Origin of the sequence: Hungatella effluvii (genome assembly GCF_003201875.1) — a bacterium.
GTDB lineage: Bacteria > Bacillota > Clostridia > Lachnospirales > Lachnospiraceae > Hungatella > Hungatella effluvii.
Map to the genome: position 1 here is coordinate 1 of NZ_QJKD01000018.1, position 15,877 is coordinate 15,877.

The window sequence follows — 15,877 nt, forward strand, 5'->3', positions numbered from 1 at the left end:
AGTATCCGCAGTATTCGGATAGAAGAAAGAACTCATGGCTTCGACTGCTTCCAGTCTACACCATGAGTTCTTTCTTTACAAGTTAGCCTCTGAACAGTAACCTCATTTACAACAGATGCTGTGGTGGTTCACAATTTGGGCTTGACAGCCATAACTGTAACATGTACAATTACAGTTGCAACTACTCTATTTATATATTTCATTTTAATCGAATTGCGGTTGGCTTTCAACCACTTTCGATGGTGAGGAGGACTCATATGATCGAAGAAGGAACTGTGGTCTTTTACCTGGACGAGGATGCGGTTCACTCTGGACGGGTGATCGATGTGATACCGGAAAATGGGGGATTCACATTCAGCATTGACAGTTATGGAGCATGCGAGGGACCGTATGTGATTGCTTCCGGACAAATCGGGAAGACGGTATTTTTCTCGAAAAAAGAGGCTGAAGACAGGCTGGGAATATAATTTCCCAGCCTGTTTTATCGTCAGGAATTCAGGATAGGAGGGCGTTTAATGTTGACATGTGTTAACATATATGGTAGCATAATATTAACAGGTGTAAACATAATGTTATCATGTGTTAATATCGTTTGTAAAATTCATTTATTTAAGAAAACATGGGTTGAAATAAGAGTAGAACACTTCAGAAAGGCCGAATTATGAAAGAAAAACCATACCATCACGGAAATCTGCAGACTGAGCTGATCGAAGAAGGGCTGGCGCTGATTCACGAGGAAGGAAAGGGGAATTTCTCGCTGCGGAAGCTGGCTAAAAGGCTGGGGGTCTCTCCCACTGCCTGCTATAACCACTATGATGATGTCGATGACCTGATGCGCGAGATGAAAAACTATGTCACAAGGAAATTCTGTGATGCGCTGATCGCGGGCACGGATAAGGATGATCCCGCGGGCGCTGCCATCAATATGGGAATCGCTTATGTAGAATTCTTTGCGGACAATCCCCACTATTTTACCTTCATCTATGACAGCGGAGATTACAGGATTGATTTGACAGAGGATACCTTTGACGGAGACTTTGAACCATTTCACCTTTTCAAGGAAATAGGGCTGCTGTGCATGGAATATAATCATGTGGAAAAAGAAAAGCACAGGGACAATTTAATCGTTATGTGGGCCACCGCGCACGGACTGGCCGCCATGGCGAATATGAAGGGATTTCACTATAACGGAGACTGGGGCGCTCTCACCAAAAAGCTTCTGTACGAAAAAATAATTTTATCATAATGAAAAAGGAGACAAAACATGACTATCCAGGAAGCGATAAAAAACCGGCACTCGGTCAGAAGCTATCAGGCAAGGGAAATAGACGCTGCCACGGTTCTGACACTGAAGGAAGAAATTGAGAAATGCAACCGCGAAGGCGATCTTTCCATACAGCTGATCACAAATGACAGCAGCGTCTTCAAGGGACTGATGGCTCATTACGGAGGCTTCCGCGGTGTCTCAAATTACATTGCACTCATAGGTCCTTCCGGCCATGATCTGGAAGAAAAGCTGGGATACTACGGAGAACGGATCGCACTGCGGGCGCAGCAGCTGGGTCTTAATACCTGCTGGGTGGCAGTCACCTATAAGAAAAAGCTGTGCAAGGCAGTCGTCAAGCAGAATCAGCAGCTTGTATGCGTGCTGGCGCTTGGATACGGAGACACCCAGGGCGTCCCTCACAAATCAAAACCAATGCCGCAGCTTTGCAAAGTTGACAGAGAGATGCCGGAATGGTTCCGAAAAGGCATGGAAGCCGCCCTCCTCGCACCAACCGCCATGAATAAGCAGAACTTTCTGATTGTGCTAGACGGGGATGATGTGAAATATGAGGCAAAGGAAGGCAAGTACCGCAATCTGGATCTTGGGATTGTGAAATACCATTTTCAGGCGGGCGCAGGGCTTTGATACAACGGTATGGAAGGAAAAAGCGGAAGATTTTACGCTGTAGAGTGTAAAATCTTCCGCTTTTTATGAAATACTTTTATTCATCCCTTTATGTATCCGAAATATCCTCAGTAATCTTTAGTTGATAAAAAGCTGGGTCCAGTAATCAACGCCGGCCGCGTTCTTATAATGGCCGATTCCGATTGAGCTGTAATTCGCATTCATAATATTAGCTCTGTGGCCTGCGCTGTTCATCCAGTCCTGCATAACCTGCTTCGCTGATTTCTGGCCGTAGGCAATATTCTCGCCGGCTGCTCTATAGCTCACACCAGCTGCGGTCAGTGCTGTGGTAAAGTTGCTTCCGTCCGGTCTTGTATGAGAAAAAGAGGTCTCGATCTCTCCTGCTCTCTGCTGTGCCGCACGGGTCGCGCCTGCATGAAGGGTCAGCGCCGGAAGGCCAGCTTTGGCACGTTCTTCATTAACAAGCTTCAGTACTGCGCCCACAGCCTCATCCTGATTTTCATCGGACGGCTGATCCGGTGTTGGCAGACTGTTGTCCGGCAGCTCCGGTGACGGCAGTTCCGGTGTTGGCAGGCTGTTGTCCGGAAGCTCCGGTGTCGGAAGGCTGTTATCCGGGTAATCCGGCATGGGGTAATCCGGTGACGGCAGCTCCGGCATCGGCAGGCTGTTGTCCGGCAGCATATCGCCCGGGTAATTCGGGAATACAGGCTGGCAGTCCGGGGAGAAGTTTACTCCGGGAATCTGGTTTAAGATATTATTGAAATCCATCCGGTTATTCCCGGTCACCATGATAACTCTTCCGCCGCCTGCGGAAAAATTATATGTATTAACGGCTGCATTTGCCGTCGACGGAATGGTGCCGGCCGTTGCCAGTGCCGCTGCTGCGGTCAGTGCGTATGCGGTTAGTCTCTTCATGTTTAATACCTCCTGATATTGTTACATAATTATTACATTTCTGTTACAAAAGTATAATAACACAGGATGGCTGGAAATTGTCAGGAAAAGACTGGAAATCATTTTTACAGATACAGGGTGTTCGCTTTGCGGCCGCTGCAGGCCTTTTTCATCTTTTGCTCCGCAGCAAACAGCACTACCTTATCATTGCGGCGCGCCTGCTCCGGACATATGGCAATACAGTGCATACAGGAGATGCAGCGTTCCTTGTCCAAAGATGACGGATTATCCTTCGGGATCGCCTGAACCGGACATTCTGCGGCGCACTTTCCGCATTTGATGCAGTCCTTGTCCGCCTTTGGTTTCATCGGAACGCCGTGATATTCTCTGTACGGATGGCCGCCAGGCACTGATACCTCGCCGTCTCCGTTTTCCTCCAGATGACGTTTGATCCGTTCCGAAAACTCTTTCAGTTCCCGGCAGTCTTCCTTATCCGGCCTTCCGGCGCCGAACTTACGAATGATCGAATGCTCTGCCACAGCCGCAGCGGCTGCCGAACAGCGAAAACCAGCCTCCGACAGCACGTCTTTTAATTCCGTCAGCGTATCTTCGAATTCCCTGTTTCCATAAACGGCCACCAGAACCGCTCTCGCTCCGTTGCCTGCCATCTTTTTCAGACGTTCCACTGCCGTTACCGGCACTCTGCCGCCAAACGACGGGACTGCCACGATGCATATGTCATCCGCCGAAAAGACGTATTGTTCCGGCTGCAGTGCCGGATTCATCAGATCAACCCTCTCTGCTTCACACGCCCACGCGCTTCCAATGATCTCTGTGACCTTCTTCGTCCCTCCGGTAGGACTGAAATAGATTTCATACATTGCCATATTATTGCCTCCTGATTTTTATTTCTGGGGACAGTCATACTTCTCAAACCGTCCCTTTCCGCTCTTCTTCACCCGGTACATCGCCTGGTCCGCCAGATGAAGCAGCTCGGTACAGTCAGCACAGACCTCGGGATAGATCAGATAACCGCCTGATACGCTCACCTCGGCCTCCTCGCCGGCGGGCAGCGTAATTCTGGCCTCCCTTATACTCTGTTCCAGCCGTTCCATGCACGCGTACAGCTCCTCTTTCTCCTCCGCACCATAGATCAGCAGAACAAACTCATCTCCGCTGAGCCGCGCCGCCAGCTTCTCGGGAGCCTTGAGACCGGCGAATAGATCAGCAGCGGTCTTCAGAAGCTTATCGCCGTATTCGTGGCCCCAGGAATCGTTGACATGCTTCAGATTATCTAAATCCATCATCAGAAGCATTGCCGTCTTCATCCGGTCCGGATCTGCAAACAGCTGGTCTGCCGTGCGGAAAAATGCACGCCGCGTCAGGAGGCCGGTAAGCAGATCGATATCGCGTTCCTGTTCGATCTGCTGTTTTTCCACGATCGCCTCCGTTACGTCAATGACGATACCCAGCGTCTTCCCCTCCCCTTCATACGTCTTGATCCTCACGTAACGGCGCTCCTCTCCGTTCAGGCAGCAGATTTCCTTCTCTTCCTTCAGAGGCTCGGAACGGATTTCCTTAATCTTTTCCACGAAAAGCGCCCTGTCCGCAAGGATGGCAGAAAGCTCCTCCTCTGGTATCATCAGAATCTCTCCCAGCTTTTTCGTCGCCAGCACACGCTTCATATCCTGATTGTACTCGTAAACTGCAATCGGAATATCGACGTTCTGGAAGACCAGGGACAGCTTTCCGGTCGCCTCCAGAAGGCTGCCGACCATGCGGTTAATATTGGCGCTCAGCTCCTTGAATTCCGGCGTGTGATCAATCTCCAGCCTGTAGTCGAGATTACCGGCGGCAATCTTCTGCGTTCCGTCTATCGTCCCGTAAATATCGTTTAAAATAAAGGTATCCAGCATCTTAATGATCAGGAACACGGTGACAAAGGAGAGCACGCAGAGGCTGAAAATGATCAGCATCATATTGCCCGGAACGTTTTCGTAGAGTTTCTCGTATGTAGCGCTGACGCCCACCAAAATACCGTCCGTCATCTCCATCATGCAGTAATTCTTCTGCCCGTCAAGAACCATTTCCCTGCTGTAGAGGGTGCCTTCTCCGATGTCTTCAGGCAGACAGAGTCCGAGGGACGCCAGCGGAGTCCCCACCGGAATCTCTCCCGTAGCTCCGATAATCGTCCTTGTGTCCTGATCAGCCGCGAAAATAGTGACGCCTCTCTCGGTCGTCATCATAGAAAATACGTAAGAGAGCTCATTCTTTTCCATGGCGGCCATCAGACGGGCCGGCTCCATGCCGATCTGGACGATTCCACCATGATCCTCCCTCCATACCGCCACGTACTGCATCATCTTGTCTTCTGCGGTGTTGGGCGTCACGTCCTGGCAGAGCTGAAGGTTATAGTCGTCAAGCATCGGAAGAAAGAACTGCATCTGTTCCCCCGAATGAAATGTATAATCGTAGTACTTCGGCTCGGATCCGGCATAAAGGCGGCCCTCCATGTCAAACAGATGAAGTTCGTCAACCTGGAGCAGCGAGGCGATCTTTCGCATTTCCTCTAAGTCTGCCACCACGTCCGGCTGGTTCTGTACGATATATGCCGCCGCTTTTGCCCGGATGAAATAATCCTCCTTCAGATTCTCCCGCAGCTCTGCGATCTCGGTGTCGTTTCTCTTAAGAACCTCCGAAACCTGGTTAAACCGGATCTCTGAATTCGTTCTCATCGCCTCTTTTGCCGACTTCGTCTGCAGATAGTATCCGAGAAGAGCCGTCATTACCATGGCGGTGATGATCACGACGCACAGTCTGAACGTGATGGCTTTTTTCATGTTTCAACCTCCTGTCTGATTACCGGCAGTATATTACTTTTCGAACCATTGATCCGGCTGCGGATTGATAAAATGAATGTCAAACTCCGCCCATCTGTAATCCTGTATTCCATTCATTTTAAAAGGTTCCCTGGCCAGATATGACTCTATCTCCTCCGGTTTCTCCGCTTTCATGAGAAATACACCGCCGCTCATGTCTGTCTTAAGCCCTGATAAGAATATCATGCCGCTGTCCATGGCCTTCTGGGTATAGGCCATGTGCTCCTTCATAATCGTATCATCCATCTTACCGGCGTCCAGTATGATTCCTTCCACCATATAATATGTCATCTTTTCCCTCCGATTTCACAGTATGTCTGCCGCTCACTTTACCCAGCGGCTCATAATTTCAAGAAGCCGGTTAATCTCCAGCGGCTTCGCTACATGTTCATTCATTCCCGCAATCCGCGCCTGGTATGCATCATCGGCAAATGCATTTGCCGTAAGCGCGATAATGGGGATCTCCGCCGCGTCGGGTCTCTCGCCGGTCCGGCCCAGTCTGCGGATCGCCCTGGCGGCGCCGTATCCACTCAGAACCGGCATCTGGATATCCATCAGAATCAGGCCGTACGTGCCGGGAGGCGACGCGCAGAATAAATCTACTGCCTCCTGTCCGTTGGAGGCACTTTCCACCGTGATCCCGGACAACGCCAGCAGTTCTTCCACGATTTCCCGGTTAAGCTCGTTGTCCTCCGCAAGCAGCACGCGAAGCCCCGGCTTAAACTGCTTCTTTACCGGGAAAGCCTCTGCGGGCGGCTCCGTGCGGAATGTCTCGCCGTCTCCCGCCAGCTTTAAATAAATGGTGACGACAAACTTCGTTCCGACGTCCATCCGGCTCTCCACCTGTATGGTACCGTTCATCATGGAGACGAGATTCTTTGTGATGGCCAGTCCCAGCCCGGTTCCCTGGATCCGGGAGACTCTCGGATCTTCAGCCCGCTCAAAGGGCATAAACAGCCTGTCTATAAATTCCGGCGCCATTCCGATTCCGTTATCTTCCACGGTAAATTCAAAACAGCCCACACCGTTCTCGCCGGACAGATTTTCGTCCAGGCTCAGGCCGATCCGGCCGCCTACAGGCGTGTATTTGACAGCATTGGACAGCAGATTGATCAAGATCTGCTTAATCCGCACCGCATCCCCGCAGACCGTTCCATGCTTCAGCCCCCGGATCTGCGCTTCGTACTTCTGCTTTCGGTTTTCGGCCTCCGGACGTATGATCTGGGCCACCTCACCGACCAGTTTATCTAAGTGAATCACTTCTTCGCTGAGGCTCATCCTGCCGGATTCGATTTTCGACATATCCAGGACCTCGTTGATCAATTCCAGAAGATGGGCTCCTGAAAGGCTGATCTTGGAGAGGCAGTCCTTCACCTTCTCCGTGTTCTGCAGACTGCTCTCCGCGATCACGGTCATACCCAGAATGGCGTTCATAGGGGTCCGGATATCGTGGCTCATCCGGGACAGGAACTCAGATTTCGCCTGATTGGCCTGGTTCACGGACTCATAGGCTTCTTCCAGCGCCTGCTTTGCCCTCTTTTCCTCTTCGTAGTATTCCAGTTCTCTCTGCTTCTCTTTATTGATATCACGGATCGCCAGAATTACCGTCCTGGGCTTTCCGTCCTTTACCGCCACCTGATGAATCTCCAGCCTCAGCCACTCCGCAGACCGGTTATGGCGGAATTCCGTCTCAATATGAACGTTCTGCTCCGATAGTACCCGTTCGATCTGCTCCCTGCTGCACAGCTCCGCCACCCTGTGTTTATCCTCCGGCCTCACGGAATCCAGGATATAGCCCCTCAGGCCGCCGGTATAGCCGCCGTTCCTGGGCGGAGGCGCTCCCCTGCCCGCTTCCGGAAGACGTACCCCGTAGTAGCTGTCTGTCTCTAAATCCACGTAATAAATGCTGACATACACGCCGCCGATCGCCTGAAATGCTGACTGGCTCATATACAGGCGCTCACTGTTCTCCGACAGCTTTGCTTTCATCTTATGGATGTTGTGGAGCGCGCCGACCACCCGGTACGGCCTGCCGTTCTCCTCCATCAGCCTGCTGTCTGCCCGGAACCAGGTATACTGTCCCCCCACTCCATCCGGAGTGGAACAGCGCACCTCGAACACCTCGGAACGGCCGCGGCAGATATTATCCAGAACGGTCGGGACATCATCCGGATGTACGATCTGCTGGTCAAGAAGAATCTTTGAGTAGTTTTTCAGTTCGTTACGCAGAATTCCCTGTCCTGCCCTGGGTTCATAGCTGATAAAGGTATCCGAATCCATCAGATACTCAAACATGACTGCAGAACTCGCTTCCATGGACACCCGATACATCTCCTGTTCCCGGTCCAGCCGCTCTTTTAAAGCCTTCCTCTGGGTAATGTCCACCACCGTGCGCTGGAGAATGGCCTCCCCGGCGGCAGTGAAGCCAACGATCATGCTGGTTCCTTCCATCCAGCGGACAGAACCGTCCTTCCAGCCTACACGGTATTCGCTGTCTCTCCGGTCTCCAACCTGCTTAAGACTGTCATATGCAGCACGCAGAAGATGGCGGTCCTCCTCCAGAACCGCGCCAAGCGCACCATCCCGCCAGTCCTCAAGTCCTTCCTCCATCGTCCCGTATCCCATCAGCGATAAAACCGCTTTATTTAAAGAGACAAGGCGGTAACCGCCGTCATGCTTCCGTATAAAACGGATGATTCCACAGGGAACCGTGTCATAAATACTGGAGAGCAGCTGTGCCTGCTCCCTAATCCGCTCGGCATCCTCCTCCGAACGCGTAATGTCCAGATAAAGGCTGTTGACCATCCATCTGTCTGACGTATCCTGGCACTTCTTTCCGCTGTCGATCACCCACTTCAGGCTTCCATCCCTGCAGCGCACCCGGTACCGGGTGGAATAGGTAAGACCGCCATCCCGAAACGCCTCCGCGCAGTCTGAGAGTGCCTTCGGCAGATCCGGCGGATAGACGTTCCCCACCGCATTGCCCCCGGTAGCCTCCATAAACTCTTCCACCGTATACCCAAAGAGGGCCGCCGCCTCCCTGCTGACAAAGGCAAAGGAATAGGTGTCGTCGTCGTTGCTGATCTTTAAGCCGCCCGCGATGGAGGACATGATAACCTCCATCTGCCGGTTCTGCTGTCTCAGCTCTTCCTCCAGCGCCGAGACCCGCTCCTGCACATAGTCGTAGGACTGCCGGCCTATTTTTTCCGGAAAATACTCTCCGGTCATCATCTCCTGATACGGATTGGAGCAGTGGATATGATTGCACTTAAGCCCTTCCTCCGTCTCCTGGAACACAAAGGTCACCCGCTGATGCACCTTTAAATACATCTCGGCGCTGGGATCTGTAGCGATCCACATCCGGCCCGACACTATGTAAAGGCCTTCCGCCGGACAGATGACCTCATACTCCTCATCCTCGATGTTGCACTTCGGAATGGCTCCCCTGTATTTCAAAAACTGCTCCACACAGGCGTCTCTGCCCGTGACGTATTCCTCTTCCCCTGCTCCAAACCATGAAAACTCTGTTGAAAAAAGAGCCGTAACCGCCTCTACATCATGCTCACAGTAATGCTTATGCATGATATAACCAGCCAGACGCTCCGCCTCTTTCATACGCGCTTCCCGTTCTTTCCCTGTCTCTGCTCCCACGCCGCATTTACCCGCTTTCCCTGTCTGCATACCCGCACAGTTTTTCTGTTCACTATTTCATATTATACTGAATCCACGCTTAAAACTCAATGCATTCTTAGTCATTGCGGCAAAATAGTTACAGTTCCCGGTCCCACCGTCTTCTGCTTCCCGGTCTGCCCCGGCTGGCTCATGCAGCCTTTCCAGTTCCGGTTTCGGGCATAAGCGGTTCTAAACGTGCAGGATTTTTCTAAAAACCAGTGAAAATGCCCAAACTCGCTGCGCTCAAACAAGTGGGCATTTCCCCTGAACGAAAAATTCTGCGCGTTAAGAACCGCTAATACCCTGCAAAGTCACAGGAAAGGCTGCATGAGCCAGCCGGGGCAGACCGGGAAGCAGAAGACGGTGGGACCGGGAACTGTAACGCAAAATAATACGGCCGTGCTCCCTCTCTGTCAGGAACACGGCCGTGGTCGTGTAATCGGGTATCCGATGCGATACCGCTTACTCTTCTGTTTTTACTCTGCCAAAGCTCCTTAAAAATTCCAGCTTCTCAATGGCCTTGGACGCCTTCCACCAGTTCTCACTGACAGCAAACTCCTTCGGGTACTTTTCTCCCAATGCGAACCAGGTCCAAGTGATATCCCATACGCCGCCCGGCTTTCGCGTATCGATGAGGTACTCCAGTTCCTTCTCCACGATCTCTTCATTTCCTTTGTAAAACGGGCTGTCCGGGGCCCAGATAAACTCCGACGGACGCGGGGCGTAGCCCGCCCATTTTTCCGTGTCGCGCTCAATGGAACGGTTTACGACCTCCGCCATTTTCCCCATCAGTCCTTCACAGGGGAAAGAAGCGTTTAAGCCGCTCATCATAACTTCTCCCAGCAGCATGCAGACTCCGCCGGCTCCCATCTCTCCGAAATCTTCCGCAGCCGCTGCTTTCCCAAGGATTCCTGCCGTATATTCAAGGGCAGTCTGATAAACCGCAGTCTCCGGTTTTCCGTAATGAAGGATAAATGCACACAGCCCCGCAGTGATCCCCATACTCTGAAGCTGATTCTCTGCCTCGTTATAGCTCCACCAGGGAGCGCGGGGCCAGTCGTCGTTGGATGGAACAGAGAACAGCCAGCCGTTTTCATCGCGGCCGGCACCGCTTTCCAGATAGCAGAAAACGCCCTCCATCATGGGATGGCCGGCTCCCATAGCATCTGCGGCTCCCGTTCGTCTTAAGATTCCCGTAACCACCAGCGTGGCGTAAGGAGATGATTCCGGGTTCCAGCCATCCGGCTCCACTGCATGTCCAAAGCCTCCGTCCTCATTCTGATAATATGACAGCGCATCGATCACAGCCTCCCGGCTCCCATTCTCGAAGAAATAATTCCAGACGGACAGCTCCAGTTGTCTTGCATTGCGGTGAATCCAGGTGCGGATCTCCTGATAGTCGTTTTTGTTCAGTACTTTCATGTTCTTTCTCTCCTTCCGTGTTGTAACCGATACTATACCAGGGAATGACGAAAATGTATTGTAAAAAAACGACACGCTACCGGTTCTGCCACGCGATTCGCCTCGCCTCCTCGGGCGCCGTCCCGTGAAAGCGCCGGAATTCCTTCAAAAGATGAGCCTGATCGGTGTAACCATACCGGTAAACCGCGTCCTGGATATTGAATTCTTTACTGGAAACCATCTCTCTCCACACGTTCTGATAGCGCACCATGCCGGCAATCCGTTTGATCGGCAGTCCTACCTCTTTTAGAAACAGTCTCTCCATCTGTCTCTGGCTGACACAGCTGTACTCGCAGATCTCTTTCACGGAGATCCGTCCCGAAGAGGCGAGAATCCGGTGTACGGAATTGTACAGATCCGGCTTCCACTCCATCGATACCAGCTTTCTCAGCAGAAATTCCTCCACAAGAGCGATCCGGTCCTCTATCCTGTTCAGACAGAAAAAAGGTTCGAACAGCATTCTCCAGTCCCGGCCCAGCTCCTCCAGTCCGATCGTTGCATTCGACGTATCTCTGTAGTTTAAATTCAAAAACAGTCCGGCACTCCAAAAATAGAACCGTACGGCAAAACAGCTGACTTCATCTCCGCTGATGCGGGGAACCGAAAGAAACGGCTGATCCTGAATCCCGCACAGGTACCCCGAGATCTCCTGTCTCGTATGGTTGATACGGATAATAATATCGGCACACGTATCCGGGATCACCAGAACGGGGGCGTTCGCTTCGCTCCCGCTCCTATCCGGCGCGACCTCGTCTTCCATGGTCCAATAACATAAAATATAGGGGCGCAGCAGCTCACACGGCCTGTATTCCCTGTAGCGTCCGTCCGCTAAGAACGGACGCGACGTCATGGGATGATACAGCCTGTGGAATACCGGCGCCCCTGCCTCAATAGCCCTGCTCATTATGATTTATCGCCAGGTGATCCGTCCTGCCCAGCATCGCCTCAAATTCTTCCTTCGGCATGGGTTTCGCGAATATGTAACCCTGGATCACGTCGCAGTCTGCGTTCTGTAAAAATTCCACGGTGTCTTCCTCCTCCACGCCCTCCGCGATTGTAGTAATATTCAGCTGCTTTGCCATGTTGATGAAGTTGGAAACCACGATCCGTTCCCGGCGCACGTCCCGGCTCTTCCGGAAAAACATGATATCCAGCTTCAGCGCGTCGACAGGCAGATCCTTTAATAAGTTCAGGGAACTATAGCCGGAACCGAAGTCATCCAGGGAGCAAAGAAAGCCTTCTTTTCTTAGTTTAATAACCAGATCACAGAACAGCTCGGTATCCACCGCAAGAATGTTCTCCGTAAATTCCAGTTCCAGCATATGGTCCGGAATTCCGTATTTTTTCTTCACGGCCGCATAGTATTCGACGAAGCCCGGCTGGAAGATTCCGACCTTTGACACGTTGACCGCGATATTCACCGGCCTTCCGCCCCCGTTCAGATACGATTTCAGCCAGATACAGGCCTGTTCAAACATATAGCGGTCCAGCTTAATGATGAGATCGCTCTTCTCAAACAGCGGAATAAACCGTCCCGGCGGGATCAGCCCCAGGCGGGGATTCTGCCAGCGCACCAGCACCTCGGCGCCGCAGATCCGGTTTCCGTTCTGTATGTCCACCTTGGGCTGCATGTAAAGCCGGAACTCCCTGTTTCTTATGGCGGATTCCGCCTCCGCTTCCAGGGAGGAATCCTCCAGCGTCTTCTTCCGTATGTCGTCATCGTAATAGACAAACGCGCTTCCGTTTTTCTCCTTGGCCGTCTTATGGGCCATATTGGCATAGTTTACCAGGACATCCACCGTCTGCCCCCGGTCGCTCTCTTTCAGGCGGTAGACCCCCAGCGGAATCTCCAGAAACGGAAAATTCTCCATACCGGACTGTTTTAGATAGTCCAGAATCTCCTTATGGCCCCGGACCAGACCTTCATCTTCCCTGCATCGCATGATTCCGGTAAAATTATCCGCGGCGATCCGGCAGCTCATACAGTCCGGACTCTCCACCATCTTTAAATACTCCGCCACCATGGAGAGCAGCCGGTCACCCTCCTCATACCCCAGCACGTCATTGATAAACTTAAAATTCTTAAAATCCGCGTACCAGATCAGGCAGGCGGAAAGCTCCTGCTCCGACAGGAATTTCTCCGCGTCCTTCTTAAAACCGTCAAAATTGCGCATACCGGTCAGGGAATCGCTGTAAGCCAGCTTCATCAGGGTCTTCTGATTCTCAGCCGCCATACGCCTCTGTGAACTGATCAGCCATATAAACAGCACACAGGCCGCCAGAATAATCGCCATGATACCTCTTGCAGTCTCAATGTAGCTGGAACGAAGCACCGCCACCGGAACCGTACTGACCTGGTACCACTGCCCTTCAATCAGAGGAAGGACATTCACCATGTATTTTCTCCCTTTTTCGTCCTTTACCGTGAAGCTCCCGCTCTCTTCCTCCCGGATTCTTTCCGCGATCGCCTCCTGATTCGACGACAAAGCCGTCTCAGCCATGGACGGTTTGCTGATTATCACAAAATCACCGGATTCATTCAGGATATCAGAATAGCCGGAATTTTTCAAAAGAGGCATATCGATAATCGCCCTTAATACATTCGTCGAATGCACTGCGCAGAGGACGCCTTCCGTCTCGCCGTCGTTGTCTAACACTCTTGTTGCAAAATAATTGACATATCCTCCTGCCGCATTGGAATCCTTGAAAGTCATGGATATACTCTTTTTCCCCTCCATCGCCCTTTGAAAAAAAGCCTCCTCCGCGATGGATATCGTCTCTATATTACCAGCCAGATCAACCATTTCCCCCTGTCCCGAGGCATCCGCGTATCCCATGCGGATAAAGGCATTCTTATCGTTGACATCCGTCAGAATCTCCATGAGCTCGTCTGTCCGGATATTCGCCAGGCTCTGCAGACTTACGGACAGTCCCTCCAGAGTCTGCCAGTCACCTTCTATCTGTTTTAAAAGGGCGGTTCTGGTCTGATTCGCCGCGTTGTACAAATCCGTAATGTTCTCTTCCTCGCTCTTAATAATCATCTGAACGAGAAATAAAAGGCTGCTGGCTATAAAACACACACACACAATTACTGGCAGCAGCATCCCCTGCATTTCCTTCTTACCGCGTTTTGACCATCTCATCTCCCGTTACCTCTTCTGTAATGTTACTCAAATCATAATATATTTGTGAAGAATTATCAAGCGGTATGTCTTCTTTATCCGGGTACCGGCGGCTGGGCCGGGAAGCTGTAACATCATAGCCCGGTAAAGCTTGCAAATAGTGTCGAAACTTGACAAGTATGCAAAAAATTGTTATAGTATTTTTTGTAATATTTTCGTAACATTTATGAGAATAAACAATTTAAAGAAAATCAGAGGTTTTTATGAAGCATTCATGGAAAAATACCCGGAGAACCCGCACCGTGGCAATCACTGCGGCAGCCATTGCAGCAGCTTTTACTCTTACTGCGTTTTCATCACCGGGACACTTGCCCCCTTCTCTGCCGGAAACGGCAAAGGAAGGTATTATCACCGACGGCGGTTCCGTAAACGTCAAAGCAGCGGCAGCGGTTCCCCAGGTCGGTATCGAGCGAAAAGAAGTTCCGGTAACCCACGCTCCTGCTGCCTCCGAATATGATAACAAGGCTGTCGCCAATGTCACCGACGTCCTCAATCTGCGAGCCGAACCCTCACTCGACAGCAAGGTTCTCGGCAAATGCTACCGGGGAGCCGGAGGCACCGTTTTAGAAAAGAAAGATGGCTGGACAAAGATCCGCTCCGGCGGCCTGGAAGGCTGGCTGAAAAACGATTATCTCGTATTCGGCCAGGATATCAAGCCGCTGGCCAAAGAGCTTGGACTGTTCACAGCCAGGGTAACGACACAGACGCTGCATGTGAGGGAGACTCCTTCCACCGACGCGGCGATCATCGGGCTTGCCGCGGCAGACGATTACTATCCGGTTCTCGAAGAATCCGACGGCTGGATCAAAGTTCAGCTGTCCTCCGATACGTCCGGCTATGTCTCCAGCCAGTACACAAATGTGAGTCTCACTCCCGGCAAGGCAGTCAGTATAGAAGCAGAGCAGGCCGCGCTAAAGGCCTCGGAAAATAAAGGGCAGAAAAAGAAAGAGGAAGAAAAGCCAAAGTATGTGATCAATGCTTCCTCCGATGAAATCTATCTGATGGCGGCCTGTGTGATGATGGAATCCGGCAGCTACTCCTATGACGGTCAGCTGGCCGTGGCCAGCGTCATCGTCAACCGGGTGAAATCCGGACGCTGGGGAAGTTCCATCACAGATGTCATCTACGCCGACGGCCAGTTTCCCGGCGCCACGTCGGGCCTCCTGGATAAATACCTGGCAAAGGGACCTTCCTCCGAAGCATTAAAAGCGACGAAGGCAGCGCTCTCCGGCTCGAACAACATTGGCGATTACCTATTCTTTAATTCTGCAAAACGCGCCGATTATAACAATTACTCCTCCTACACGGTTGTGGGCGGAAACTGTTTTTATAAAAAGTAAATTTTAATAGAGAGTAAAAGTGCCGGACTGCGGGGAAACATTGTGTTTCCCAGGCAGTCCGGCACTTTTCAGTGGTAACGCCGCCATGATTTGCGCCGCATGCTTTCTATGCCTGACGCCAGCATTCAGCTTATTGCCTGCCTTCTGCTTCACTGCATGCCGCTCTCATCCTCACAGTAAATCTCTTCATCCAGAAGTTTCTGCAGACGGTGGTCGCGCAACTCCTCATGCAGCTTACTCCCATACCGGAGCCACATGGCGTCTTCCTGAAATATGTATTCACAGCTCTGCAGCTGTTCCATGTCTTCGGACAGGACTGTATATATCTTCTTTCCAGCGGCGCACAGCTCTTCCGCGGACATCTCCGCTTCTGTCTCAGGCTTAAGCGCAGTTAAGTCCACCGCTCTGATATGGCCATCCGACAGGGCTATCACCAAAGCATCCTTCCGTTCTATCACATCCAGTAATTTTTCCATCTCCAGAATCTCCTCCTTGAAATCTACTCCCTGACAATCATAGTACCATTATACAGAACAC

Annotated in this window: 13 protein-coding genes; 4 read left to right on the forward strand and 9 right to left on the reverse strand. The window is 51.6% G+C overall.

Annotation, left to right across the window (positions count from 1 at the left end; genetic code table 11):
- Positions 1-257 precede the first annotated feature (257 nt).
- The 3 genes from DFR60_RS24770 (at position 258) to DFR60_RS24780 (ending at position 1,912) form a co-directional block, all read left to right on the forward strand.
- Positions 258-467 carry a hypothetical protein gene (locus tag DFR60_RS24770; protein WP_110325322.1) on the forward strand — a complete coding sequence of 70 codons (210 nt, stop codon included), beginning with the start codon at positions 258-260 and terminating at the stop codon, positions 465-467.
- A 194-nt stretch (positions 468-661) separates the two neighbouring features.
- A complete protein-coding gene (locus tag DFR60_RS24775; RefSeq protein WP_110325324.1) occupies positions 662-1,246 on the forward strand; it encodes a TetR/AcrR family transcriptional regulator in 585 nt (194 codons plus the stop codon).
- Positions 1,247-1,264: 18 nt separating this feature from the next.
- Positions 1,265-1,912 carry a nitroreductase family protein gene (locus DFR60_RS24780; RefSeq protein ID WP_110325326.1) on the forward strand — a complete coding sequence of 216 codons (648 nt, stop codon included), beginning with the start codon at positions 1,265-1,267 and terminating at the stop codon, positions 1,910-1,912.
- 117 nt (positions 1,913-2,029) lie between these two features.
- Here DFR60_RS24780 and DFR60_RS24785 read toward each other — a convergent pair whose 3' ends face one another.
- From DFR60_RS24785 to DFR60_RS24820, 8 genes are all read right to left on the reverse strand, one after another.
- Entirely contained in the window at positions 2,030-2,827 is a 798-nt protein-coding gene (locus tag DFR60_RS24785) for a CAP domain-containing protein (protein ID WP_110325328.1), read from the reverse strand.
- Between the two features lie 104 nt (positions 2,828-2,931).
- Positions 2,932-3,693 carry an EFR1 family ferrodoxin gene (locus DFR60_RS24790; protein ID WP_110325330.1) on the reverse strand — a complete coding sequence of 254 codons (762 nt, stop codon included), beginning with the start codon at positions 3,691-3,693 and terminating at the stop codon, positions 2,932-2,934.
- Between the two features lie 18 nt (positions 3,694-3,711).
- Positions 3,712-5,646 carry a sensor domain-containing diguanylate cyclase gene (locus DFR60_RS24795; protein ID WP_110325332.1) on the reverse strand — a complete coding sequence of 645 codons (1,935 nt, stop codon included), beginning with the start codon at positions 5,644-5,646 and terminating at the stop codon, positions 3,712-3,714.
- A gap of 33 nt (positions 5,647-5,679) precedes the next feature.
- Complete coding sequence (locus DFR60_RS24800) at positions 5,680-5,976, reverse strand: YciI family protein (protein ID WP_110325334.1); 297 nt, start codon at positions 5,974-5,976, stop codon at positions 5,680-5,682.
- Between the two features lie 33 nt (positions 5,977-6,009).
- A complete protein-coding gene (locus DFR60_RS24805) occupies positions 6,010-9,300 on the reverse strand; it encodes a PAS domain-containing protein (RefSeq protein WP_110325490.1) in 3,291 nt (1,096 codons plus the stop codon).
- A gap of 519 nt (positions 9,301-9,819) precedes the next feature.
- The gene (locus DFR60_RS24810; RefSeq protein ID WP_110325336.1) at positions 9,820-10,779 is read right to left on the reverse strand and encodes a hypothetical protein; all 960 of its coding nucleotides are present in this window, start codon (positions 10,777-10,779) and stop codon (positions 9,820-9,822) included.
- 76 nt (positions 10,780-10,855) lie between these two features.
- Positions 10,856-11,722: a helix-turn-helix domain-containing protein gene (locus DFR60_RS24815; RefSeq protein ID WP_243005176.1), complete on the reverse strand. Its 867-nt coding sequence runs from the start codon at positions 11,720-11,722 to the stop codon at positions 10,856-10,858.
- Positions 11,706-13,961 carry a bifunctional diguanylate cyclase/phosphodiesterase gene (locus tag DFR60_RS24820; RefSeq protein WP_110325338.1) on the reverse strand — a complete coding sequence of 752 codons (2,256 nt, stop codon included), beginning with the start codon at positions 13,959-13,961 and terminating at the stop codon, positions 11,706-11,708. Before DFR60_RS24820 ends, DFR60_RS24815 begins: the two co-directional genes overlap by 17 nt.
- Positions 13,962-14,203: 242 nt before the next feature.
- Here DFR60_RS24820 and DFR60_RS24825 point away from each other — a divergent pair, with 242 nt between their 5' ends.
- Entirely contained in the window at positions 14,204-15,340 is a 1,137-nt protein-coding gene (locus DFR60_RS24825; protein WP_110325340.1) for an SH3 domain-containing protein, read from the forward strand.
- Positions 15,341-15,489: 149 nt separating this feature from the next.
- Here the strand turns inward: DFR60_RS24825 and DFR60_RS24830 are convergent, their stop codons facing one another.
- Positions 15,490-15,816, reverse strand: a complete 327-nt coding sequence (locus DFR60_RS24830) for a hypothetical protein (protein WP_002604356.1) — start codon at positions 15,814-15,816, stop codon at positions 15,490-15,492.
- Positions 15,817-15,877: the final 61 nt, after the last annotated feature.